This is a genomic window from Streptomyces dysideae (genome assembly GCF_001514305.1).
In the GTDB taxonomy this organism is placed as follows: domain Bacteria; phylum Actinomycetota; class Actinomycetes; order Streptomycetales; family Streptomycetaceae; genus Streptomyces; species Streptomyces dysideae.
Genome location: NZ_KQ949108.1, coordinates 44,195 through 68,018, shown reverse-complemented (window position 1 = coordinate 68,018; position 23,824 = coordinate 44,195). Strand labels below are relative to the sequence as shown.

The following is a 23,824-nucleotide window of genomic DNA, read 5'->3' as shown; positions in this document are numbered from 1 at the left end:
CGCCAACTGCGGGTTGCGGAAGCGGGGACAGTGCGTTACGTACGGTCATCGGGTCCTTCGCGTGGGGGCAACGCAGGGAGGGTCGGGTGGGCGACGGGGGCCGGGCATTGACCTCAATGATGCTTGAGGTTCTACGTTCTCCCACATGAGCATGGAAACCACAGCGTGGACACAGTTGCACAGCGTCATGAACGCCGAGCAGGAGCGCCGCCCGCTCGCGCGGGCCACACTGCGCCGCATCGGCGCGTTCGCCCGCCCGCACCGCGCGCGCATCACACGGTTCGTGGTGCTCGGGGTGCTGACCGCACTGCTCGCGGTCGCCACGCCCGTACTGGCCGGACTGGTCGTCGACGCGATCGTGACGGGCGGCGACGCGGGGAATGTCGTATGCCTGGCCCTGCTGATCGCCCTCATCGCGGTCGTGGAGGCGGTGCTCGGCGTGCTGGGCAGGCGCCTGTCGGCGGCGCTCGGGGAGGGACTCATCCTCGATCTGCGGACGGCTGTGTTCGATCATGTGCAGCGCATGCCGGTCGCGTTCTTCACACGCACTCGTACGGGAGCGCTCGTCTCCCGTCTCAACAACGACGTCATCGGCGCCCAGCGCGCCTTCAGCAACACCCTGTCCGGAGTCGTCAGCAACCTCGTCACGCTCGTGCTCACCCTGGCCGTCATGCTCACGCTGTCCTGGCAGATCACCCTGCTCGCGCTGGTGCTGCTCCCGGTGTTCGTGATCCCCGCCCGGCACATGGGCAGCCGGATGGCCAGGATGCAGCGGGAGGCGGCGACGCTGAACGCGGCGATGGGCACCCGGATGACCGAGCGCTTCTCCGCGCCCGGCGCCACGCTGGTCAAGCTGTTCGGGCGCCCCGAGCAGGAGTCGGAGGAGTTCGCGGCGCGGGCCCGGCGGGTCGCGGAGATCGGCGTACGGACGGCCACCGCCCAGTCGGTCTTCATCACCGCGCTGACCCTGGTGTCCGCCCTGGCGCTGGCCCTGGTCTACGGCCTCGGCGGCTGGTTCGCCCTGCGCGGCACCCTCAAGCCCGGCGACGTCGTCGCGCTGGCGCTGCTCCTGACCCGCATGTATGCGCCGCTGACCGCACTGGCCGGGGCGCGTGTCGAGGTGATGAGCGCGCTGGTCAGCTTCGAGCGGGTCTTCGAGGTGCTCGACCTGAAGCCGCTCATCGCGGAGAAGCCGGACGCCAAGAAGGTCCCTGACGGCCCGGTCGCGGTCGAGTTCGACGACGTCCGCTTCGGCTACCCCGCCGCCGACAAGGTCTCCCTCGCCTCCCTGGAGGAGGTCGCCGCCCTCGACACACGCGGCGGCGACGAGGTCCTGCACGGCATCTCCTTCCGCGCCGAACCGGGGCAGACCATCGCCCTGGTCGGTTCCTCCGGCGCGGGCAAGTCGACCGTCGCCGGCCTGCTCCCGCGTCTCTACGACGTAGACGAGGGCGCCGTACGCGTCGGCGGCGTCGACGTCCGCGACCTGAGCGCCGAGTCCCTGCGCGGCACCGTCGGCATGGTCACCCAGGACGGCCATCTGTTCCACGACACGGTCGGGGCGAATCTCCTCCTCGCGCGCCCCACCGCCACTGAGGAGGAACTCTGGGACGCCCTGCGCCGCTCCCGCCTCGACGACCTCGTACGGTCCCTGCCCGACGGCCTCGACACCGTGGTCGGCGAGCGCGGCTACCGGCTCTCCGGCGGTGAACGCCAGCGGATGACCATCGCCCGGCTGCTGCTGGCCCGCCAGCGCGTCGTCATCCTCGACGAGGCCACCGCCCACCTGGACAACACCTCGGAGGCCGCGGTCCAGGGGGCCCTCACCGAGGCCCTGGCGGGCCGGACCGCCGTAGTCATCGCCCACCGGCTGTCCACCGTGCGCTCGGCCGACCTGATCCTGGTGGTCGAGGCCGGCCGGATCGTGGAGCGCGGCACCCACGACGAACTCCTCGCGGCCGACGGCCGTTACGCCGAGCTGTACCGGACGCAGTTCGAGGGACGCGAGTCAACCCCGCAGGATCACACAAAGAACGACAGCATCATTGCTTCACTCGGGTTCGCATCCTAGGGTTCGTTCGGTTTACCAACAGCACCGCACAAGATCTGACGCTCCCTCAAGCCGTGCAGCGCACAGTCGTTGCGAGGAAGGCCACGGTCATGTCGCACTCTCCCGAGTCTCCCGCCGGTCACCCCATCCGCCCCCAGGGCGTGGCCGTCAGCCGACGTCGTCTCCTGGAGGGCGGAGCCGCCGTCCTCGGCGCGCTCGCCCTGTCCGGATCGTCCTACGCCGCGCACGGGGCCGAGGGGGCCGGGACAGCGGCCGGCTCCCCGGAGTGGAACGGCAACATCGACATCTTCCGACTGGGCACCGAGCCGCCGCACGCCACCCTCATGCCGTACGCGGACGTCAGGCAGGCCCTCGCCGCCGACCGCACCCGCTCCCCGTACCGGCTGAGCCTGGACGGCAAGTGGAAGTTCGCCTACGCGGACCGCCCCGACGACCGGGACGCCGACTTCCACCGCACCGACGTCGACGACAGAGAGTGGGACACCATCCCCGTCCCCTCCTGCTGGCAGCTGCACGGCTACGACTTCCCGATCTACGTCAACATCACCTACCCCTACTGGGGCCCCAACGGCCTCGGCGAGGAGCCGCAGCCGCCCGCCGCGCCCACCCGCTACAACCCCGTCGGCCAGTACAGACGTACCTTCACGGTGCCGAAGGACTGGTCGGGACGGCGGACCTTCCTGCACTTCGAGGGCGTCAAGTCCGCCCACTACGTGTGGATCAACGGCGAACTCGTCGGCTACCACGAGGACTCCTTCACGCCCGCCGAGTACGACATCACCGAGCACCTCAAGCCCGGCACCAACCAGATCGCCGTCGAGGTCTACCGCTACTCCGACGGCGACTGGCTCGAGGACCAGGACATGATCCGGCTGAGCGGCATCTTCCGCTCGGTCTACCTGTACTCCACCCCGGCCGTGCGCCTGCGCGACTTCCGCCTGGACACCCCGCTCGGCGACGACTACAAGTCCGCCGAACTGTCGGTGACCGCGAGCGTGCGCGGCTACGGCGGGAGCGGCGCCGGCCGGTACACCGTCGAGACCCAGCTGTACGACGCGGCCGGACACGCCGTCTGGTCGCGCCCGCTGCAGCAGCAGGCCCAAGTGGACGAAGCCGGCAAGGACGTGACCGTCCAGTCCGTCAAGGCCGTACCCGCGCCCAGGCTCTGGTCGGCCGAGCACCCGAACCTCTACACGGCGGTCCTGCGCCTCCGCGACCCCGCCGGGAAGGTGATCGAGACCCTCTCGCACCGGGTCGGCTTCCGCGAGTTCGCCCTGAAGGACGGCCTGATGCGGATCAACGGCAAGCCCGTCTCCTTCCGCGGCACCAACCGGCACGAGATGCACCCCGACCGCGGCATGTCCCTCACTCGCGCCGACATGATCGAGGACATCACGATCATCAAGCGGCTGAACATGAACAGCGTCCGCACCTCGCACTACCCCAACAACCCGGTCTGGCTCGAACTCGCCGACGAGTACGGCCTCTACCTGGTCGACGAGACCAACCTCGAGACCCACGGCATCCGCGGCGAGTACCCCGGAAACCACGCCGACTGGACCGAGGCCTGCGTCGCCCGCGCCCAGAACATGGTCCACCGCGACAAGAACCACGCCTCGGCCGTCATCTGGTCCCTCGGCAACGAGGCGGGCGGCGGCAGCACCTTCGTCGCCATGCACGACTGGATCAAGTCGTACGACACCACCCGCGTCATCCAGTACGAGGGCGACGACCGCCCCACGATCAGCGACATCCGCTCGGAGATGTACGACAGCCCCGCACGCGTCGAGGCCCGCGCCAAGGACACCGCCGACACCCGGCCGTACGTCATGATCGAGTACTCCCACGCGATGGGGAACTCCAACGGCAACTTCAAGAAGTACTGGGACCTCGTCCGCCGTTACCCCGTCCTCCAGGGCGGCTGGATCTGGGACTTCGTCGACCAGTCCCTGAGCTGGCCCACCCCCACCCGCAGGCTGCTCACCGAGACCGGCCCCGGCAGGCTGCGCGGCGAGATCATGGCCCCCAGCGGCACCTTCGACCGCGCCAAGGGCGTCTTGGGCGGCACCGTCTTCGCCCGCGACGCGAGCCTCGACCTCACCGGCTCCCTGACGCTGGAGGCGTGGATCACCCCGCATGTCACCGGCTACCACCAGCCCATCCTCGCCAAGGGCGACACCCAGTACGCCCTCAAGCAGACCAACAAGAGCGTCGAGTTCTTCATCCACGGCGGCGGCCAGTGGATCACCGCCGGCTGGGCCGTGCCCGACAACTGGACCGGCACCGAGCACCACATCGCGGGCGTCTTCGACGCGGACGCGGGCAGGCTGACCCTCTACGTCGACGGCGAGGCGAAGGCCACCCGGACCACCACCCAGCGCCCCAGCAGGAACACCGCACCGCTCGCCCTCGCCACCGACGTCGACAACCCCAGCCGCGAGTTCAGCGGCACCATCCGCCGCGCGCGGGTCTACGCCCGTGCCCTGAGCGCCGCCGAACTGTCCTCCGACGGCCGCGGTCCCGGGGACGACGCGGTGCGGTTCTGGTTCGACGCGGCCACGGTCGGCCTGACCGAGAAGCGGCCGCGCGAGAAGACCTTCTTCGCGTACGGCGGCGACTGGGGCGACAACCCCAACGACGGCAACTTCGTCGCTGACGGCATCGTCACCGCCGACCGCGGCCACACCGGCAAGGCCGCCGAGATCAAGCGGATCCACCAGACGGTCAACGCCGCATGGACCTCCGGCGGTTGGGGGATGGTCACCCTCACCAACGAGAACCTGTTCACCAACCTCCGTGAATTAAACGGCAGTTGGACCCTCGTGGCCGACGGCAAGGCCGTGCAGCGCGGAAGGCTGAGCCGCGCGCAGCTGGACGTGCCGCCGCTGTCCACCAAGGACATCACCGTGCCGTTCAAGGTTCCGGCCGCCCCGGCGCCGGGCACGGAGTACTTCCTCGAACTGTCCTTCACCACCAAGGAATCCACGAAGTGGGCGAGGGCCGGCTTCGAGGTGGGCAGGGCGCAACTCGCCGTAGAGGCGAAGAGCCCCGCCGTGACGCCGGCACCGCTGGACAGCGTCCCGGCGCTCACCCACGAGGACGGCGACACGACGGTCACCGTCACCGGCAGGGGCTTCTCCGTGACGGTCGACAAGAAGACCGGCGTCATCACCTCGTACAAGGCCCGCGGCACACAGCTCATCACCTCCGGCCCCGCCCCGAACTTCTGGCGGGCGCCCACCGACAACGACCACGGCAACGGCCAGCACATCCGCAACCAGACCTGGCGCGACGCCGGCACGAACCGCAAGGTGACGTCCGTCGACGTGCGCGCACTGCGGGACAGGGCGGTCGAGATCAAGGTCGGCGGCACCCTGCCGACGACCACGGAGTCGACGTACACCACCACCTACACGGTCTTCGGCAACGGCGAGATCAAGGTCGACAACACCCTGCACCCGGGCGCGTCCTCACTTCCGTACATCCCCGAGGTCGGCACCCTGCTCCTGCTGCCCGGCCGCCTGGAGAAACTGCACTACTACGGCCGCGGCCCCGAAGAGAACCAGTGGGACCGCAACAACGGCACCGACGTCGGCCGCTACTCCGGCACCGTCTGCGGCCAGTGGGAGCCCTACATCCGCCCGCAGGAGAACGGCGGCAGGACCGACGTCCGCTGGATCGCCCTGACCGACGGCACCGGCACCGGCCTCCTCGTCTCCGGCGAACCCCTGCTGGAGGTCAACGCCTCCCACTTCACCCCGGAGGACCTGTCCGTCGGCGCCCGGCACGACTACCAGCTGACCCCGCGCGACGAGGTCGTCCTGCGGCTCGCGTACCGGCAGATGGGCGTGGGCGGCGACAACAGCTGGGGCGCCCACACCCACGACGAGTACAAGCTGTTCGCCAACCGGGACTACGCGTACACGTACCGGCTGCGGCCGCTGCGGAACGTCGGGCAGGCGATGACGGCATCGCGGCGGCCCACCGCGGTGGACTGACCGGCGCCACGGAGTGACGGGGGTCTCGGTGCGCGGCCGGGGCCCCTTTCCGTACCCTGGACCCCGCCCGTGAACCATGAGCCCTTGACCTGCACGGCAGGAACGCGTGCAGCGGGACGCGGACGAGGTACTGGCCGGGGCGGACGCGGCACGCGAGGTGAGCAGCGGGCTGCTGGTCCTCGTCGACCGCGGCCTTGGACGCCTGGCCCCAGAAAATAGCTACGACACTCGTACACGGGGTAGGTACCTGCATTCTATCGTTAACGCCGTCAACGAATGCAGCGTTGATGGAAGGGGGGACTCTGTGTACGGTTGCCCGTATGACGGACACTCCCGCCCCAGAGGCCGGCCCGCTGGTCACCGGCTCCGAGATCGCCAGGCTTGCGGGCGTCACCCGCGCCGCCGTCTCCAACTGGCGGCGACGTTACGACGACTTCCCCACGCCGACCGGCGGGGGTGTCAACAGTCCGCTGTTCGACCTGGCCCAGGTGCAGGCCTGGCTGGACAGGCAGCGCAAGGGGCAGGAAGTCTCCGTGGAGGTGCAGCTGTGGCAGGCGCTGCGCGGAGTGTACGGCGACGACATGCTCGGCGGGCTCGTGGATGTAGCCCGTCTCCTCACCGAGGGAGAGGCACCTGGGGTGCTTCCGGCGGACATCGTCCGGCTCGCGCGGGATCTGGCCGAGAGCGGGGGCGCGGCAGAGGCGGTGAGCGTCCTCGCGGAGCGCTTCACCGACTCCGTACGCCGGGCCGGGTCGGACCAGGTCACCTCACCGCGGATCGTCCGTGCCGTACGCCACTTCGCCGGTGAGGTGGCCCCTGAGGCGACCCTCTTCGACCCGGCCTGCGGCATCGGCTCCCTCCTGCTCGCCGTCGGTCCCGAGCAGGGCCCCAGGCGCTGCGGGCAGGAGTCCGACGCCCGCAGGGCCGTGTTCGCGCAACTGAGGGCCGACCTCACCGGGCACATCGGTGCCGGGATCGTCACGGGGGACTCCCTGCGCGCCGACCGGTGGACGGACCTCAAGGCCGACCTGGTGGTCTGTGATCCCCCGGTCGGTGAACCCGACTGGGGACGTGAGGATCTGTTGCTCGACCCGCGCTGGGAGTTCGGCACCCCGTCTCGTGCCGAAGGCGAACTCGCCTGGCTGCAGCACGCCTATGCGCACACCGCGCCCGGCGGTCGTGTCCTCATGGTCCTGCCCGCCTCGGTCGCCTACCGCAAGGCGGGCCGCCGTATCCGCGCCGAGCTCGTACGACGGGGCATCCTCACCCAGGTCACCGCCCTTCCGTCCGGCACGGCGGCCTCGCATGCGCTTCCGGTCCACCTCTGGCAGCTGCGGCGCCCGCTGACCCCGGGGGATGCCGTCACCAGTGTCCGCATGGTCGATCTGACGGCGGGCGATCCGGACGGCTCACTGGAACCGGACCCCGAGCAGCTGGCGGAAGTACCCCTGATCGATCTGCTGGACGATGCCGTGGACCTCACGCCCGGCCGCCATGTCGAGGATTCCCAGCGCGACTACGCGGTCGAATATCACACCTTGCGACGGGAGCTGACCGTGCAGGTGAGGCTGTTGGCGGAGTTGCTGCCGGCGTTGGTCGCGGGCGACGGCCCCAGCTCTCTGGACGGACCCACCGTCAGCGTCGCTGACCTCGCGCGCGCAGGGCTCGTCGAGTACGGCGATCCGGAACCGGTCTCGATCAGCGACCAGCTCGACACCGACTACCTTCAGGGCTTCCTGCGCAGCGCGGCCAACACCCGGCGCTCCACGAGCACCAGCGGCACCTACCGCCTCGACGGCAAGGGCGCCCGAATCCCGCAGATGGACATCACCGAGCAACGGCGGTACGGGGCAGCCTTCCGCGCGCTTCAGGAGTTCGAGGAGCGAGCGCGGAGAGTGGTGGAGCTGAGCCGGGACGCGGCGACACTGGCAAGGGACGGGCTCGGCAACGGCGCGCTCGCCCCGGACAGCTGACGGAGAGCCGTCACATCGCTTGCCCTGTACGCCGATGCGGTTACGGCACGAACGAACTGGCCGACCCGCTCCACGTAACCGCCAACGCCTCCCGCGCACGCGTGCACGCCACGAACAGCAGGCACCGCTCCCGCAGCAGATCCGAGTCGCGCTGCAGCGCGTCCACGGAGGCCGGCGTCACCTCGCGGGCGAACGGCACCGCGCTTGCCGTCACTCCCAGGACGGTGACGCAGCGGAACTCCAGCCCCTTCATGGCATGCATGGTGGCAAGCCGCACCCCGTCCGCGCCGGGCCCCGGGCTGTCCCTGACCCGGACCACCGGGATCCCGGCCGCGGTCAGCTTGTCGTACGCCTTGTCGAGCAGCACGTTGAAGCGGGCACACACCCCGATCTCCGACGGCCGGATGCCTTGGCCGATCCAGCCCTCGACGCGCTCGACAAGCGCGGCGACTTCCGCCTGCTCCGTGCCGTACCCGTCCACGTGGGGCCTCCGGCCGTGCAGCAGGGAGCGGTAACCGGCCAGGCTGTCGCTTCCCTCACCGCCCAGATCGTCGACCGACACCGGGCTGAGGATGCCGGTCGACCAGCCGAGGATCTCCTCCGTGGAGCGGTAGTTGATGCGCAGACGGTGGGTGCGGCCGGCCACCGAGATGCCCAGGGAGCCGAGCGACACCTTCGAGTCGTAGATGCGCTGGTGCGGGTCACCCGTGATGAACAGGTCGTCGCTGCCGGGTGCCACCGCGCCGCGCAGGACACGCCACTGCGCGGGGTGCAGATCCTGCGCCTCGTCGACCACGACGTGGTCGTGCGTGGGCGCCGACGCGGCCAGGAGGTCGGCCGCACGCGCACACGGCGGCGGCAGCCGCCTTCTCCAGGGCCGGGGTCAGCTGCTCGATGGCGACCACGTTGCGGACTTCGAGCGCGCGCGTCGCGGAGTTCGTCGTGTACAGCCGCTTGGCGGCCCAGGTGTACGCGTCGTCGTGCCGTACGACGTTGACGAGCAGGAACACATCACTGCCGTCGTCCGGGGCGAGGACGACACCGCGCCAGAAGTCGTTGATGCGGATGGTCCGCATGCGTGCGTCCTGCGCGTTCTGCACGGACTCGAGGTGGAGCCCTTTGTCCGCGTGCAGTTCGGGCACGGTCAGCAGCTGGAACTTCTGCATCGCCTTGCGTACGCCTGCCTTGACGGGCTTCTCGAGGACGTCGTAGCTCTCCCAGAAGCTGTTGGCGAACGCGAGCTGCGGCACGAGGCGAACTCCCCACCCTGGACGGACACTCCGCAGTCGATCATACGCGCGGGGTGTTCGCCAGCCGCTGGGCCACCTCCTCGATGTCCATGAGCAGTCCGACGGGTTCCTGGTCCAGGTCGAGGGCGTGCTGATGGATGACGATGCCCGCGTGGCGCACCTGGTGTGCGGCGTGCGGAGCATTGCCCTTCGCGTACACCAGATGCCCTTCGCGCAGGCCGAGGGCCGTGCAGTACGCCAGCATCTGGTACAGGTCGGCGTCGGGATAACCGCCCGGTCGCTCGGCCTTGTACTTGGCGTCCGCCACCGCGCACGGGGTGCCGTCCGGCCCGTACAGCACCAAGTCCGGCTTCATGCGGATCGCGGCGGCCTCGTCGAGGTGGTGAGAGTCCTGGAGACGGGCCGTGTGGCCGCCCGAACCCCGGCCCCGTCCCTGGAAGGTCTCCCGCAGGGCGGTTGTCACGAAGTCCTCGAAGAGCTTGTTCATGTCGAAGAGGAAGCCGTCGATGCGCAGATCGCCGGGGCCGTGCTCGGCGGAGGCACCGTCCAGGATGACGCGCGCGAGACGCAAGGCCCGGTGGTAGCGGGAGTTGAGGCGTGTGGGACGCCAGTCGGGGATCGGCTGCCCGCGCATGATCGCCGTGACGTCGGTCAGGCGGGCGCGCTGGTGCGCCAGCCTGCGGCGTACGTCGCGGGGTATGCCGGGCAGGCGTAGGAGACGTTCGACGGCCGCACGGAGGATGCGGTTCTCCGCGATGTCGGTGGTGAACTCGTCGTACGCCACCTCGATCGGCAGCATCGCCCCGAACCGCCGCCGTATCTGTTCGGCCTCCCTGATCCGGCCGCGGACGACGAGCGCGGATTCCTCGGTCGCCCGATAGCCCTGCAACAGGCCCTGTCGCAGTGCCCGGTCCGCCAGCCGTTCCACGGCGTGGGCGAGCGCGGGCAGCAGATCGCGGTGCTCGGCGACCTCGACCTCGCCGTCTCGCCAACTCCTTCTCGGATCAAGGCTGTAGCCGAGCAGGAAGAAGAGCCGGACGATGGGCACCTTGGGGGTGATGCGTACGGTGACCGGTTCGCCGCCGCCCGGTCCCGTGACGGCCACGGCCCCGACCTTGCTCCCGGCCCGCAGCAACCAGTGCCCAGGCGTGTACGGGTCGGGGGTCGCGTCCACGATGCCGGAAGCGGCGAGGGCACGGCCGACGGCATCCGGCAGGACGAGACGGGTCGCCGGCGCGTGCTCGACCAGTTCGACGGAACGCGGGGCGTCCTCGACGGAGCGCGGGGCGTCCACCGCGGACGCGTCACTTGCGGACGTCACCCCAGTGACTCCCTCAGTGCGGCCAGCCCGTACCGCTTCTCGACGTCCACGCCTTCCCCGTAGTGATGCTCCTCCATCAGGGGCAGGAGCTTCGTCCGCCAGGTCCGCTCCAGGCCGCCCTCCCGGTACACGCCCTTCTTCATCAGGTACGAGGGCCCGATACGGAAGTCGGCCTCGTCGATACGGGAGTTGAGCGCGTCGAGCAGGTCGGCGGGCTCCGCGCCCTTGCCCTCCTTGGCCAGCCAGCGGCGCAGCAGACCGCGTGTCGGCTCGGTACGCGGCGACAGTTCGACGAAGGCGAAGCGGCGGCGCATCGCCGCGTCCACGAGGGCGATGGACCGGTCGGCGGTGTTCATCGTGCCGATGACGAACAGGTTCGGCGGCAACGCGAAGTCGTCGCCGGAGTAGGTCAGCCGAACCGACTTGTTGCGGTACTCCAGCAGGAAGTACAGCTCGCCGAAGACCTTCGCCAGGTTGGCCCGGTTGATCTCGTCGATGATCAGGAAGTGCGGGATGTGCCGGTTGCCCTCGCGGGAGGCCAGGTCGGCGAGTTCGCGCAGCGGGCCCGCGGTGAGCCGGAAGGCGACCTCCCTGGTCTGCGGGTCCTCCTGCGGCCGGAAGCCCTCGAAGAAGTCCTCGTAGGCGTACGACGGATGGAACTGCACGAGCTTGACCTGCTCGGGCCCGCCGCCGAGGAACTCGGCGAGCTTCAGCGCCAGGTACGTTTTGCCGGTGCCTGGCGGCCCGTACAGCACCAGTTGGCGGTCGTCGGCCAGCAGATCGCGTACCTCGCGCAGCCACGCCGTGTCGTGCACGAGGAGTTCGGCCGCCAGTTCCTCCGTGGGGCCGGGCAGCTCGGGCTCGCGGCGGGCGATGATCGCCGGGACCTCGACGCTCGGGTCCCGTTCTATGGCCTGGGCCTCCTGCGCGAGTTCCTCGTCGCTCCGTCCGAGTCCCTCGACGAGTGCCAGCACCGAGGTCAGGTCGACGACGTCGTGTTGCACGGACAGCTTCTGCTGGAGCGCCTCCGGCAACTCGTCGTAGGGGATACCGGCGGACCGCCACTCGGCCTTCCGCCGCAGATTCGACAGCCCGCCCTCGGACTCGACCTGCTCCGCGTCTCCCGTGAGCGATCCGATGTACAACTGCCCGTCCGAGATGGTGCAGACGGTGTCACCCTGCCGCATCTGGGACAGGAAGTAGTGCAGTTCGTCGGCCATCACCTGCTTCTGGCTGTACGAGGTGGTGGCGTCGTATCCCTCCTGTACGTACCGCCGCAGGACGCTCTTGGTCGGCGCGTCCTCGTCCACCTGAGGCAGGTGCGTGGCCGCGAGAGTCACCCAGCCGTCGGTCACCCACAGTCGCTTCACCAGATCACGGCCGGACACGTTCGAGCCCCGCACCAGCCAGGCCTTGTGCGGGGTGCGCCACGAGGCGCCGAGGTAGTCGACGAGGGGGAAGCCCTCTTCCGTGCGCCATTCCGAGAGACCGTCGGAACTACGCCCGGTCACCACCGAGGCGGCTGCGGACGGGGAGTTGCATTCGATGTCCCGGGTCGTCTCCCAATAGCCGGGCCACCGGTCCGACGCCGTCCCGATACCGCCGTCCGCCAGCAGCCGTTCCCGCTGCGCCGACGGATGAGGCCCGATGCCGGGCATGGTCTCCGCGCGAACGGGCGAGCCGGCGAGGACGAGGAACTTCAGGCTTCCGTTCATCCCTTTCTCGGGCAGTACGCGCCCTCGCGCGTGCGGCCCCCCGTTCGGCAGCCGCAGCAAGAACTCTGGGTACCGCATGTCCGCGCCCACCATCGTCACCGCTCTCACCTAATAACAGAAGATTGAACGAAAACAGTAGGGGCTCCCACTGACAGTCGGCTTCGGAGTAGACCTCGAAGTGCCGCGGCGACGTCAGAGGTCATCGGGCAGCAGCCGGAAGGTGGGCTGCCCGGTCAGTGGCCGCATCATGCGAAAGTGGCCGTCCGTCGTGAAGATATCGGCCGTCTGGAAGGCCGCCGCCAGGGCAACGTTCATCGCGTCCGTCAGGCCCACTCCCGCACCGCCGTCCGCGTCGACGTACCCGCGCATCACCGCCATGGCACTCCTCAGATGCGGTGCGGTGTCGGGGACCTCGAACCGGCGGGCCTCCGCCTGTCCGGTGATGAAGTCCAGCGCGTTCATGGCGGCCTTGGTGCCGACTCGTGAGGTCAGCAGGTAGTCCAGTTCGGTGAGCACCATGGGTGAGACCACGAGGTGCCCCGTTCGTGCGAGAGCTTCCCGGTGAGCGGAGTGGCGGGGGTCCTTCGGTGTGAACAGTCGGTACAGGGCGTTCGTGTCGGCGATGGCGACCGGGATGTCAGGCATCGGTCCCCCCGCCCACGTCATCGCCCATACCCCGTAGCGTCGCCTCGATCTCCTCGTCGTCGAGCACGGGGCCGCCCAAGTCCGGGATGTCCAAATCGCCCATGGGATCGGTGCGAAAGGAGTATGCGGGTCGGCCCGTCAGCGCACCGCGGGGCACGATGTCTCCTATCGGGACGCCGTCCTTGGTGATGGTCACTGTCTCCCCGGCCGCCACTCGGGCCAGGACACGCGATGTCTGCTGGTTGAGCTCCCTCAGCGGGACCTCCGCGCTGTCACTCATCCGTCCACTGTACTACTCGTTCTACATGGCTGCGCGGCCACTGTTTGGCACCGGGGTGGGGGACTACGCGGGGTCCTCCTCCGCCAGTCCTTGACCAGGGGTATGAGGAGTGGGGCCTTCTGGACCTTGCGGGTGTCTTCCTCTGCGTACGGAATGGGGCTCCCCGGTGGTGGAGTGCGCCGGACCGGCCGGCTGTGGAGTTCTGGGTTCGTGTGGGGTCAGGAGGAGCGCCAGCGGTTGCGGCCGTCGGAGCCGGGGCCGCAGACCATGGGCGTTCCCGCCTTGGTGACGCCGGTCGCTCCCTGCGGAGAACAGAACGAGCCGGGGTGGACGGTGCCGACGCTGCCGCCGCCGGTGGAGCCGCCGGACGAGGTCGAGGAGCCGCCGCCTGCCGAACCGTCGTCCTCGCCGGTGCTGTTGTCGCTCTCGTAGTCGGGATCGTTGGCCGGGATCTTGTAGGTCGCGTCTTTGGCTTTCGGGCAGCGCTGGACGAGATCGGCGTCGGTCCACCGGCCCAGGTCGAGGCTGACGGTGGTGGTGGAGGCGACCTTGGTTCCCTCGTCCGGCGACTGGAAGCACACGCGCCACTCGTCGCCGTCCTCGGCGGCTTCCTCAGCGGTGGGTGCGTCGATGTCGAGGTAGACGTCGTCGAGTGTGACGCTGTCGAGGTTGATGCCGGCCTGCTTCAGATCCTTGGTCGCTGTGCTGTAGGTGGCGCCGACGACGTGCGGCATTTTCGGCCACGGGAGCGGTCCGCCGTCCTTCCCGGGGCACGGCTCGTCGCTCTTGACGGCCGCGAAGTCGATGGTCTTCGCGGCCGTGTCAGCCTCCTGGAAGCACACCGTCCATCCGGACCGCATGATGATCGAGCGGTCATCCTCGGCCGCGTCGTGGTGACCAGTGGTGAAGCCTGTGGCGCAGCTGCTCGTCGACGAGTGCACCGGTCCGCACATAGTCGGTCCGGCTGGTGACCACCATGCGGTAGCGGCGGGCGTCCATCGTGCTGCTCCTCACGTGTACGGGGAAGGGCGGCGTGGTTCAGACGGTGGCGGCGGCCAGGACGCGAAGCAGTTCGCTCACGTCCTGGTGCCAGGCCCGTACCTCGGCGGGCGTAGGAGGCAGGTCGTACGTGTGGTAGTGACAGGCGGCGCTGAGGCCGGACCAGACGGTGTACCACTGGCGCGCGACGGAGGTGACGTACCACTGCAGGCAGAGCATCCGGGTGCGGCCGGTGCTGCGGGTCATACGAGGGCTGACCGACCGCCAGAAGGCGTCGAGGGTCTCGTCGAGGGCCAGCCGGAGCAGGGTGGCCGCGGCGCGCGCCCGGACACCGGGGGAGAGCGCGGTGTCGTCCGAGGGATTGAGCAACTGGTCTGCGGACGCCAGGAGTTCGTTCGTGGGGAGAACGCGGATGGAGCGCGCGGGAGTGGTCACCGGGCCAGCACCTCCTTGGCGAGCCGCTGCGTACGGTCGACCAGGGCCACGCGGTCACCGACGGGCGTGGCCGGCGCCTGGTGCGATGCCTGGTTCAGCCCCTGGATCAACTCCCGGGCCCACGGGCCGTGGTCACGGGCGACGGCGTCCAGCACCTCGCGCCCCTCCTTGCCCCGTATGCCCATCGCGAGGGCCGCGAGGCCGGTGAGGGGCCCAGGCCGGGTGACCCGCTCCTGGATGGCGTGCTGCCCGACGCCGGCCTCGCGCAGGGCACGCCGCGCGGTGTCCTGGTAGGCGGCCTCCAGCGCCAGACGGCACATGGAGGGGAGCACCCGGTCGGCGACTTCCGGCGGCAGGTGCGGATCGAGGGCGATGGCCCGTGCCTCCGCCAGGGCCTGGCTCACCGGGTCGCTGACGGAAGAGACGTGAACGACCGAGTCGGTCTGCCGGGACACCCGCATGACCGTCGCCCTCAGACCGAGGCGCTGGATGGCCTCTTCGAGCCGGGTGTCGTGGGTGAAGACGACGACCTGCCGGTGCTGCGCGTACAGGTCGAGAACCTTGGCGAGGCCGTCGACCTTCTCCGGGTCCATGGACTGCACCGGGTCGTCGATGACCAGGAAACCGAAGGGACTGTCCTGGTGGGTGGCCCGCGGGATGAACAGGGAGAGGGCGAGTGAGTGCAGTTCGCCCTGGCTCATGACGCCGAAGGCGGGCGCGTCGGCATCGTCCACGGAGACGGGAAGACTGACCTGCCGCTGCGGACCGACACCCGTGAGCCCGATCGCACCCAGCAAGACGCTGCTGCGCTCGCACAACAGTCGCCAGATCTGCCCGGACTGGTCGGCGAACGGCTTGAAGCGGGCGTCCCGCAACTCGTCGGTGAGCGCCCGCACCCAGGCGCGTACGGCCTTGACCTGCTTGAGGGCGGGCTTCGCCGCCTGCGCGGCCTCCGCCTGTCCCAACCATGCGGACAGGCGTACGGCCACGGGCTGCCAGCGGCCGTCCTGCGCCGTGACGCGTCGGCGGGCGTCCTCACGGACCTGATCACAGGCATCGCCGAGGACTGCCTCGGCGCGTTCCGCACGGTCGGCCAGCTCGCGCGGGTCACGAACCGTGCGGCAGGCGACCAGATCCCGCCAGAGCGTGGCGAGGGAGGGCTCGTCGGCCTGGAGCCAGGCGGGGGCCGGACGCATCAGATCGTGCACCTCCCGCACCGAGTGCACGAGTTCGCGGTGTGCCGCCTCGGCCTCGGCGGCCTCTGTCTGGAGCCTTTCGACCTGCGCGCGCGTCCGTTCCGCCCAGGAGCGGTCCAAGAGGTCCGTGCTGCCGCATACGGGGCAGCCGGAGACATCGGGATGGCGGCGGCGGTGTTCCAGCGCGGCGTCGAGCAGTTTGATCAACTGCCGGGCATCCTCGGCGGACCCGTGGCGTGCGTCGTCGGCCGCGGCGGCCGCCGAGCGCAGCCGGGTCACGGCCTTCGCGATCAACGGCCGGTCCGGGCGCTCCAGATCGGCCAGCCGGCGCAGTCGGGCGAGGTGCGCCTCGTCGGCGGCGCCGTGGCCCTGCAACAGTGCCCGGACGGCGTCCAGGTCGGGGCTCCTGCCGGAGAGAGCCGTGATCGCTTCCTTGGCGCGCGGGTCGTCCACCTCCGACAACTCCTGGATCACGGTGGCGGTGAGGGCCTTCGCGGCGTTCTCGGTGTCGGTCAGGGTCTTGGCCCGAGCCCGTGCCGCCGCGTCGGTGTCACTGAGCAGTTCGAGGCCGAGGATCCGGGAGATCTCGTCGTGCAAGGTGGTCAGCGGCCCGTTGATCACCGCACCGAGCTGGGTGTACGGGAGAAACGGCCGGTACAGCGACAGTTGCTCGGCGTCGATCACGTCGTGCACGACTTCGCCGGTGGCCTGTCCGGCTTCCTCCACGACGGTGCGGGACTCCTCGAGCCCTTCGCCGTACCAGACCCGGCGTACGGTCACGGGCTCCTTGGCGCCCTCACCGTCACTGCCGACGTCGAAGCCGAGCTCCACCGCGACCTCGGGGGCGGAGTGCTCGTGGAGGTTGCGCCAGCCCTTCTTCCATACCTGAGTGCGCCCCTGCCAGCGGAAGTTGTCGCCCGTCAAGGCCATCTCCGCGGCCTCGGCGAAGCTCGACTTGCCGGAGCCGTTGCGGCCCGCCACCAGCGTCAGACCGGGGCCGGGCTTCAGCCGGACAGTGGCGGCGGGCCCGATACCGCGCCAGCCCGAGGCCGTGATGGACCGCATGTACACGGTCCCGGAACGGGCACCGCTCCGGGACTGAGTGGCAGGCAGCAGATCGCGCAGCAGGGCCTGTTCCTCGGCGGAGAGCCCTGATCCGGGCAAACGGGCGAGGAGCAGGTCACGGAGACTGGTGGTGTCGCTCATGGCTCGGCTTCCTTGGGTGCTCTGGATGGCTGCGGCGGGCGTGCCCAAGGCGACGCGAGGGGACGGTGAGCCGTTGTCGATCCGAGCATGACGGAAGCCTGTTAGCGTCGTCAACAGACTTCTATGAATTCACTGTGGACGGATGTGTGTACATGTGTTCGGGTGTCCGGCTCGGAACGGAGATGCGCTGGGGCGCCCGATCCACCGAGCGGACCCGTCCCGCAGGCGCCTCACCGTCCTGGGCCGCTGTCGCCGACTGGGTAGCGTCTGATGGTCAGCGCAGTACCGAGCCGATCCAGGCCGTCGCCTGCTCAGGCGTGCTGCGGGTGTCGACACCGAGGACGTGGATGACGTCCAACAGGCCTTTGGGGCCGCGCACTTGCAGGGTCCGCTGGGTGTGACTGCCCGGTTGGGAATGGACGATGACGGCCGTCGGGGCGTCGGCGGACGCGTATCCGCTGCTGTAGGTGAGGAGCTGGTGGACGTCGGCCGCGCTCACGCCGTGGCGGTCGTAGCGCTTGTACTTGGCGTCCACGGGCAGCAGCGTGCGTCGTGCCGTGTCGTGTCCTGGAAGTTCTGGAAGGCTGAGCAGGAGATCGGGCCGGAAGGTCGAGGCGCTGGTGCCCCGACGGCGTCGAAGGCCCGGACGAACTGTCCGCGCAGTTCCGCCCAGGCGTCCTGCGGGTCCATACCCCTCAGCGGAGCGGCCAGCCGCCATTCACCGGAGTTGTGGTTCGACCTCACCGTCGCGGTCATCGCCCGCCGCCACGGACGCGGGCCCGACTTCCTGGTGCACGACAGTCACCTCTTCGACGGCGTCGATGATCGGCAGATCGCCGCAGCGCTCACGCTGGCGGCCGAGGTCGCCGAGGACGAGGACATGCAGTACATCGTCATCCTCAACTCCGACGACCTTTCCAAGGCGGTCCAGCGTGGCTTCAGCGTCGAGGACCGCATCATCGAGCCACGGCTGACGGATGAGAGCGAGGAGGGCGGTCTCTTCGGTTTCCGCTTCTGAGCTGATCCGACCAGGAGGAGCCCTGCCGCCTTGTGTCATGCTGTGGCGGTTTTCGGAAGGGGAGGGTGAGATGACCGAGAAGCCGCTGACGCACAAGCAGGCGCTCGCCGCGGTGATCCAGGCGCTGGGAGGCACCTGGGACACCGAACGTGCCGTACTGGCTCTACGAGTCGCCGGGTACCGGCCGGCGGACGACGAAGCCGCGGGCAAGGAGGCCCGCCGCAACCTGCGCGAGCTCGCCCAGGACGGTGTGATCGTGAGGCCGGACCCGGACCAGGCCGTGTATCGGCCGGCGTAGTCGCCGCCGCAGGGCTCCGGCACTGACCCGTCAAGGGACGGCGGGCTCCTGGAAGCCGTTCGTGGTGATGTGGGCGATGGCTGACGGGTGGCTGGTCAGCCACTCGCCGCACACCCGCCAGCGGGGAGAGGTGCCGTCGCTGAACTCGGGTCGCACTTCCGCGACGAGCTTGTGGTCGCAGTCGCCGCGCGAGGCCATGGAGCAGATCACATCGCTCTGTTGCTCGATGGCCGGTACGTATGGGTGGATCGAAAGGATCGGAGAGCGCATCTCCCGCGCTGCTGAATGAGGCATGGCGCGGAGGGTAACAACGCGGCTTCGCCGACTGCTTACGTGCCGTGAGATGCCCGGCCGGCGGTCACGACTCGTCCTCGCCCCCCAGCTCATTGACGAGCGGTACGAGGAGGGGGTGGACGGAGAAGCCGGACGCGGGGCCCGGGCAGCGTCGTATTCGGCCTTCAGGACCTGGACGGCCGACTCCGGGATACCAGTAGGCGGTCCCGGGTATCGTCGACTTTGTTTATGATCTTGTACATGAACTCGTGGACGGTACGGGGATCTTGCCGTCACGCGAGGTGATCGGAAGTCGCACGACGCGACGTCGCCGCCGAGTTGCGGGCGGCGGCCCGGCTGACCGAGGCGCTTGGAGACCCGTTGCCGCGTCTGCGCCGTTAGCCTGTGGGCATGTCGGAGCGTGTCATGCCCGGTCGCACGGACGGCCTGATCACCCTGGGTGCCGCGGACGCTCTGTGGGTCGATCTGACGGCCGACAGTGCTGTGCCGACGGCTTCTGGGGCATTCACCTGCTCTCCTGCCCATGCCCGGGTGGGGTACGTCCTGCTCGGCGGCCATGCGGTGGCGACGGTGAGGGCGAGCGGCGGTCAGTGGAGTGTCCCGGAGGGTGAGGTGCGCCGGGCGGCCGCGGAACTGAACGCGGTGGGAGTGGACCGGCAGGACCTGGTCCGCATCGGTCCGTTTCGTGGGGCGCCGAGGCAGGAGTGCGACGAGGAGACGCCGCTGCGTTGGCGCCGGCGCATCACGGGGGAACTGCGGGAGCCGGGCGGCCCCGAGCGGGCACCACGACGTGACCTCGGCCGGCCGTACCATCTGGCGGGGATCGACTGGCGACTGATGCTCGTGGAGCAGACGCGCGACGGGACGCAGCGCACGTGGTGGCTGCCGCGCGCCGTGGTCAGGCTGCTCGACGCGGCCGAGCACGCCGAAGCGCGGTGGGTGCAAGCCGCGCGGTCCCGCCGGGCAGGCGCAGCCGCCACCGAGCCGCCCTCCCACCCCCGGCGGGCCCGAGACGCCGACGGTCGGCGAGACGTCGACGGTCGGCAGACGACGAGCCCCGAGGGCCCCACCGCCTCACCGCGCCCGTACAACGCAGAGCTGGAAGGCCAGCTGTACTCGGTGCTCAGCAGGAAGCCGGGTACCTCCCGCAGGGTGGCCGGGTGGGCGTGCGCCGTCTGCCGCACTGCGCCCGCCACCGTGCTCGACCACTGCCACGAACACGGCTACGTCCGCGCCCCCGTCTGCCAGTCCTGCAACACACTGGAACGTCCCGACCACCTGTACAGCAACGACATCCGGGTGGCGAACCGCTACACACGCCTCTTCCACACCGACACCGACGACTGGCTCCGCCACTGGCACCGCTGCCCCGGCTGCCGCGCCCGCACCACCCTGCCCCTGCCGCACCTCGCCGCATGGACCGCCCACATAGCCTGCCGATCGCTGCGCCCGACCCACCGAGCCCCCCGCGGGCGCACGCCGTGCGGTGTTCTGCGTGTGTCCTGGACGGGCAGTCAGAACGCGCCCCGTTCCTGCCTGCTCACTGTCGCCGTCGACTGCTGCCCCTCCGGCGAGCACCGTGTCCTGGCGCGAGTCCCCTACCGCGAAGCCGTCGAACGGTTTCGCATCTGGTTGGCCGAGACGGCCCCCGCCGTGGCCGCTGCGGCCGGTCCCGACCGCGTGGACGGCCTCCCCGCCCAGTCCCGCCCAGTCATCGCGGACACCAGCGGCGAGGGCCTGGCACTGTTCTGAGCGGGCACCGGGAGACCTGACACCCCAACGTCCTCCGCAGCCACCGGCCAGGGGCATTCCGGGGGCCATGAAGTGGCCCCGGTCGGCTACGGAGGATCCCGGCCGGGCCGTGACGCGACTGTCAGGCGCGGGCCTGGACGACGAGCGTGCCGATGTGCCCGGCTTTCGGGGCATCCACCACCGTCGCCTCAGCGGACGTGAAACCAGCCCGGAACAGGTGCCGCTCCCACACTGCGGGCTTGTAGCTGTACCGGTACGTGAACATGGCCTTCCCCGCGAACCCGCCCTTGTACATGCCCTGCGGCCCGTAGGCGCCCGGGATGGCCGGCGGCTGGGAGAACACGAAGACGCCGCCCGGGACGAGGTGCTTGTGGACGAGGGGGAAGAGGCGGGACGGGTCGGTGAACCAGGCCGCGCCGAAGATGGAGTACACGGCGTCGTACCGCCCCTCGTCGGCGGCGAGCCAATCGACGATCTCTCCCGGCTCGATCCGCACCCCGAGCGGCGCCCACTTCTCGCCCGCGAGCGCCACCATGCGCGGCGACAGGTCGACCCCGGTGGCGTTGACGCCTTGTCGCGCGAGGTGGGCGAGGGCGCGGCCGGTGCCGCATCCGATCTCCAGCACGGTCTTCGGGCTGCCGAGGAGTTCGGGGCCGGGGCCGTGGCCGGCGTACTGGGTCCAGCAGAACGACGGCTCGGCGTCGTCCTTGAACGCGGACTCGGCGTAGGCGTCCCACAGTTCGGTCTCGGCGGCGATGTCGTGCGGTACGGGCACAGCTGTTCCTCTGGTCGTCGGGATGCGGGAGCCCCCGCCCTCGGGGAGCCGTGAGGGCGGGGGCGACTGTAACCGGGGTCAGTGGCTGTCGGGGACCTTGTCGTCGCACGGTGAGCAGTCCGTGCCGTCGATGGCCCACAGCTCCTCGTCGATCGCCCAGCCCCGGGAGCGGAGGAAGTCGCCGGTGCGCAGGCACAGTCCGTCGCGGCGGCGCTCGATGAACGGCGCGTGGTGCTTGAACCGGCCGCCGTTGTACAGGCGGCAGATGCCCCACCAGACGGGTGTGTCGAAGATGAGCCCCCCACCGTCTGCTGTATGGACTGAACAGCGGTGCCGCTCCAGTTCCGGTTCTGAGCTGATCCGAAAGGGCGGCGACGCCGGGAAGTCTGGGCAGCATGAGGGTAGTTGCGCTGCCACGTGGTGGGCGACGCAGGAGGACGCAGCGACGTGACTGTGGACATGGACTGGATGATCGGCGTACTACATTCCGCGTGGACTGGCCATGTTGATGCGAAGAACGCCACGCTTCCTTGACCCGGCACAACCGCTCGGGAAGCGTCGCAACGCAAGAACCCGCAACCGACTTGAAGCGGGAGGGCACCATGGCCCTAGAGTTCGTCGGAATCGACCCGGAGACCACCGGAGGCGGCTCGCCGACCGTGTGGGCGGAGGAAGAGACGGCCGACCTCATTCTCCAAGGCGAGGAGGCCGACAAGCTGTTGAGGGCCCAGGTGAGCGAGACGGAATGGGTCACCGGACACGACACGGGCATTCCCGTGCACGAGACGGTGATCCGCATCCCGGTCCGCATGGTGCCGATTCTGAGGGAGGCGTGTGATGTCGCAGAACGGCGTGCCGGACTTCGCTGAGCTGCTGCGGTCCGCCCAGTACACGGCCGTCCATCTGGAGATGCGCGACATCTACAGCGTCGGCAATGAAAAGGCCGGCTTCGAGGACTTCCTGCGGACCGGTCGGACCGACGTCGATCCCGATTCGCCGTTCTGGCAAGGCTGGACCCCGCTGGTGCGCGAGACCGTCGCCAGGGGCGTCCAGATGCGCCGGGCCCGGATCGTCTCCGAGCCAGTGACCGATTACATCCGGTGGGAGCACGCCCTGACCCCGGTCAACGTCGCCGTCGGTGAGCAGGTCCGCTGGCTCCCCCGCCGTCTCGCCTCCGACATCGCCCTTCCCGGAAACGACCTGTGGCTGATCGACGACCGGCGGGTGATGTTCCACTGGTTCACCGGTGACGGCGATTGGGCAGGACATGCGTTCAACGAGGACCCCGACGTGGTGAAGATGGTCGTTGCCGCGTTCGAGGCTGTGTGGGAGCGCGCCATCGACCACGAGAAGTTCACCGTCTGATCCCGCGCACGACTCCAAGCCCGCCTCCCCCTCGTCCAGCGCCCAGGCGGCGCGTGAGCCCTCGCGAAGCGCTTGCAGCACCTCCGTCAGGACGCCGGCCTCACCGGGAAGGAACTCTCCGCCCGGTGCGGCTGGCATCCGGCGAAGACGACCCGCATCCAGAAGGGCGACGCCGCACCCTCCGACGCGGACATCAGGGCCTGGTGCGCGGACTGCGGAGCGGGGGACCAGACAGCGGATCTGATCGCCACGGCGCGGGCGGTCGACTCCATGTATGTGGAGTGGCGGCGCATTCACAAAGACGGAATGCGCAAGGTCCAGGAGGACTTCTACACCCTCCACGAGCAGGCGACCGTGTGCCGCGTGTACTGCTCCAACGCCGTTCCCGGGTTCTTCCAGACCGCCGGCTTCGCCACCGCCCTCATGCAGTCGATCACCGACTTTCAGGGAACGCCCAACGACGTCGCCGAAGCCGTTGCCGCCCGCCTCGCCCGTAGTCGGTTCCTGTACGAGGGGGGCCACCGCTTCGTCGTGCTGTTGGAGGAGTGGGTTCTGCGCTCGCGGATCGGCGACCGGGGAACGACGACCAACCAGCTCCGGCATCTTCTTGACGTCCTGCCGCTGCCCTCGGTCTCGCTCGGTGTCATCCCCTTCACTGCTCAGCGCGTCATCTGGCCCCTGGAGGCGTTCTACGTCTTCGACGACGCCCACGCCGTGGTGGAGATCCTCACCGCTGAGATCAACATCAGGCAACCTCGCGAAATCGCCGACTACCGCAAGGCGTTCGCCCAACTTGCGAAGATGGCCGTCTACGGCGATCACGCCCGCACCCTCATCAACTCGGCGAAAGGAATGTGCGGGGCCTGGGGTGTCGCGTCGTGGGATCCGTCACCGCTGCCGGATCTGATCGACACGACCATGCCGAGACCGTCCGTCCTCATGGTCCGCGCCGGCCTGCTGGTGGGCATCAGAACGCTTGATGCCGCCGACGCCCTAACTGCGGCGTGGTGCCTGAGCGACAGCATGGTGTGGGGTATGTGCCCCTTCGGAGGCAGCACGGGCGCCCGGGTGTGGGACCGGATCGACCCCCGCGTCTTCCTCCGGGACAGCGCAGAGCTCTCCCGCCTAGAGGCGGCTTTCCGGGCGGCCTACCACCTCCCGCTGGTCGACACCGTTGCCGTGGGCACCGACGAACCTGCGCACTTGGGCGACCTGATCGGCGCTCTGGCGGGG

Annotated in this window: 19 protein-coding genes and 3 pseudogenes; 9 read left to right on the top strand and 13 right to left on the bottom strand. The window is 69.6% G+C overall.

Features of this window, described 5'->3' with window-relative positions; genetic code table 11:
- The first annotated feature begins 151 nt into the window (after positions 1-151).
- The 3 genes from AQJ91_RS37635 (at position 152) to AQJ91_RS37625 (ending at position 8,042) form a co-directional block, all read left to right on the top strand.
- Complete coding sequence (locus AQJ91_RS37635; protein WP_067031168.1) at positions 152-2,071, top strand: ABC transporter ATP-binding protein; 1,920 nt, start codon at positions 152-154, stop codon at positions 2,069-2,071.
- An 89-nt stretch (positions 2,072-2,160) separates the two neighbouring features.
- Positions 2,161-6,069, top strand: a complete 3,909-nt coding sequence (locus tag AQJ91_RS37630) for a glycoside hydrolase family 2 TIM barrel-domain containing protein (protein ID WP_067031021.1) — start codon at positions 2,161-2,163, stop codon at positions 6,067-6,069.
- Positions 6,070-6,389: 320 nt separating this feature from the next.
- A complete protein-coding gene (locus AQJ91_RS37625) occupies positions 6,390-8,042 on the top strand; it encodes an N-6 DNA methylase (RefSeq protein WP_067031018.1) in 1,653 nt (550 codons plus the stop codon).
- A gap of 40 nt (positions 8,043-8,082) precedes the next feature.
- On the opposite strand, the pseudogene AQJ91_RS37620 reads toward AQJ91_RS37625, so the two are convergent.
- The 10 genes and pseudogenes from AQJ91_RS37620 to AQJ91_RS54795 form a co-directional block, all read right to left on the bottom strand.
- Positions 8,083-9,292 (bottom strand): annotated as a pseudogene (locus AQJ91_RS37620) (3'-5' exonuclease).
- A gap of 40 nt (positions 9,293-9,332) precedes the next feature.
- Positions 9,333-10,586: an McrC family protein gene (locus AQJ91_RS37615; RefSeq protein WP_067031165.1), complete on the bottom strand. Its 1,254-nt coding sequence runs from the start codon at positions 10,584-10,586 to the stop codon at positions 9,333-9,335.
- Positions 10,587-10,609: 23 nt separating this feature from the next.
- Positions 10,610-12,421, bottom strand: a complete 1,812-nt coding sequence (locus AQJ91_RS37610) for a DUF4357 domain-containing protein (RefSeq protein ID WP_067031163.1) — start codon at positions 12,419-12,421, stop codon at positions 10,610-10,612.
- 99 nt (positions 12,422-12,520) lie between these two features.
- Positions 12,521-12,973: a PIN domain-containing protein gene (locus tag AQJ91_RS37605; RefSeq protein WP_067031015.1), complete on the bottom strand. Its 453-nt coding sequence runs from the start codon at positions 12,971-12,973 to the stop codon at positions 12,521-12,523.
- Complete coding sequence (locus AQJ91_RS37600) at positions 12,966-13,253, bottom strand: type II toxin-antitoxin system Phd/YefM family antitoxin (RefSeq protein WP_067031012.1); 288 nt, start codon at positions 13,251-13,253, stop codon at positions 12,966-12,968. Before AQJ91_RS37600 ends, AQJ91_RS37605 begins: the two co-directional genes overlap by 8 nt.
- Before the next feature lie 218 nt (positions 13,254-13,471).
- Positions 13,472-14,113, bottom strand: a complete 642-nt coding sequence (locus AQJ91_RS37595; protein WP_234383278.1) for a PASTA domain-containing protein — start codon at positions 14,111-14,113, stop codon at positions 13,472-13,474.
- A 13-nt stretch (positions 14,114-14,126) separates the two neighbouring features.
- Positions 14,127-14,252 carry a hypothetical protein gene (locus tag AQJ91_RS57560; protein WP_267891279.1) on the bottom strand — a complete coding sequence of 42 codons (126 nt, stop codon included), beginning with the start codon at positions 14,250-14,252 and terminating at the stop codon, positions 14,127-14,129.
- Positions 14,253-14,291: 39 nt separating this feature from the next.
- Entirely contained in the window at positions 14,292-14,687 is a 396-nt protein-coding gene (locus tag AQJ91_RS37590) for a hypothetical protein (protein WP_079085518.1), read from the bottom strand.
- A complete protein-coding gene (locus AQJ91_RS37585) occupies positions 14,684-17,089 on the bottom strand; it encodes an AAA family ATPase (RefSeq protein ID WP_067031009.1) in 2,406 nt (801 codons plus the stop codon). The genes AQJ91_RS37590 and AQJ91_RS37585 overlap by 4 nt, the downstream gene beginning before the upstream one ends.
- Before the next feature lie 274 nt (positions 17,090-17,363).
- Positions 17,364-17,624 carry a hypothetical protein gene (locus AQJ91_RS54795; protein WP_067031007.1) on the bottom strand — a complete coding sequence of 87 codons (261 nt, stop codon included), beginning with the start codon at positions 17,622-17,624 and terminating at the stop codon, positions 17,364-17,366.
- Positions 17,625-17,816: 192 nt separating this feature from the next.
- Here AQJ91_RS54795 and AQJ91_RS56545 point away from each other — a divergent pair, with 192 nt between their 5' ends.
- The gene (locus AQJ91_RS56545) at positions 17,817-18,107 is read left to right on the top strand and encodes a DUF2326 domain-containing protein (RefSeq protein ID WP_067031004.1); all 291 of its coding nucleotides are present in this window, start codon (positions 17,817-17,819) and stop codon (positions 18,105-18,107) included.
- A 70-nt stretch (positions 18,108-18,177) separates the two neighbouring features.
- Positions 18,178-18,405, top strand: coding sequence for a hypothetical protein (locus AQJ91_RS37570; RefSeq protein WP_199848125.1), 228 nt, complete (start codon positions 18,178-18,180; stop codon positions 18,403-18,405).
- Positions 18,406-18,435: 30 nt separating this feature from the next.
- Here AQJ91_RS37570 and AQJ91_RS37565 read toward each other — a convergent pair whose 3' ends face one another.
- The gene (locus AQJ91_RS37565; RefSeq protein ID WP_159054739.1) at positions 18,436-18,699 is read right to left on the bottom strand and encodes a hypothetical protein; all 264 of its coding nucleotides are present in this window, start codon (positions 18,697-18,699) and stop codon (positions 18,436-18,438) included.
- A gap of 390 nt (positions 18,700-19,089) precedes the next feature.
- On the opposite strand from AQJ91_RS37565, the gene AQJ91_RS37560 reads away from it, so the two are divergent.
- Complete coding sequence (locus AQJ91_RS37560; RefSeq protein WP_067031157.1) at positions 19,090-20,451, top strand: endonuclease domain-containing protein; 1,362 nt, start codon at positions 19,090-19,092, stop codon at positions 20,449-20,451.
- A 121-nt stretch (positions 20,452-20,572) separates the two neighbouring features.
- Here the strand turns inward: AQJ91_RS37560 and AQJ91_RS37555 are convergent, their stop codons facing one another.
- Both AQJ91_RS37555 and AQJ91_RS37550 read right to left on the bottom strand, forming a co-directional pair.
- Positions 20,573-21,226: a class I SAM-dependent methyltransferase gene (locus tag AQJ91_RS37555; RefSeq protein ID WP_067030996.1), complete on the bottom strand. Its 654-nt coding sequence runs from the start codon at positions 21,224-21,226 to the stop codon at positions 20,573-20,575.
- A 78-nt stretch (positions 21,227-21,304) separates the two neighbouring features.
- A pseudogene (locus tag AQJ91_RS37550) lies at positions 21,305-21,523 on the bottom strand (hypothetical protein); the annotation flags it as partial.
- Between the two features lie 305 nt (positions 21,524-21,828).
- Between AQJ91_RS37550 and AQJ91_RS37545 the strand changes: the two are divergent.
- The 3 genes and pseudogenes from AQJ91_RS37545 to AQJ91_RS50835 form a co-directional block, all read left to right on the top strand.
- Entirely contained in the window at positions 21,829-22,095 is a 267-nt protein-coding gene (locus AQJ91_RS37545) for a hypothetical protein (protein ID WP_067030993.1), read from the top strand.
- Positions 22,064-22,591: a DUF6879 family protein gene (locus tag AQJ91_RS37540; protein ID WP_067030990.1), complete on the top strand. Its 528-nt coding sequence runs from the start codon at positions 22,064-22,066 to the stop codon at positions 22,589-22,591. The genes AQJ91_RS37545 and AQJ91_RS37540 overlap by 32 nt, the downstream gene beginning before the upstream one ends.
- Positions 22,592-22,613: 22 nt before the next feature.
- Positions 22,614-23,437, top strand: a pseudogene (locus AQJ91_RS50835) (helix-turn-helix domain-containing protein); the annotation flags it as partial.
- Positions 23,438-23,824 lie beyond the last annotated feature (387 nt).